The 357-nt window shown below is 66.4% G+C and carries 1 protein-coding gene; it reads right to left on the bottom strand.

What is annotated here, in order from left to right:
- Window positions 1-357: hypothetical protein (locus tag EIO00_RS23900; RefSeq protein ID WP_206664253.1), on the bottom strand; the 357-nt coding region annotated here is incomplete at both ends.

The following is a 357-nucleotide window of genomic DNA, read 5'->3' as shown; positions in this document are numbered from 1 at the left end:
AGAGCACCGGCCCACCCTTGAACTCAAGAACCTGGCTCCACTCGGTGAGCGGAATCCAGAGCGGGTGCGGGTGGCCGTGGCCGACCGGACGGCCCTCCATATCCACGGAGGTGTGCGCTTCCCAGTCGTCGCACGTCTCCTGGGTCAGCTCACAGCGGCGCGGGTTGGTGTAGTCGAGGATGCGGACCGTGGACAGGCAGGGCCGACCGGCCTCCAGATCGGGAATCGCGTCATGGACCATTGCCCAGGACTTGCCGGACCCGTTCAAGCCGAAATAGCCCCGGATGGGGTGGGTCCGGCGCATGGCCCGGGCCTTCTCGGATCGCTTGCCGTCGAAGATCGAGTTACCGAGCGTGT

Origin of the sequence: Thermomonospora catenispora (genome assembly GCF_006363815.1) — a bacterium.
GTDB lineage: Bacteria > Actinomycetota > Actinomycetes > Streptosporangiales > Streptosporangiaceae > Thermomonospora > Thermomonospora catenispora.
This window is presented reverse-complemented; position numbering and strand designations above follow the sequence as displayed.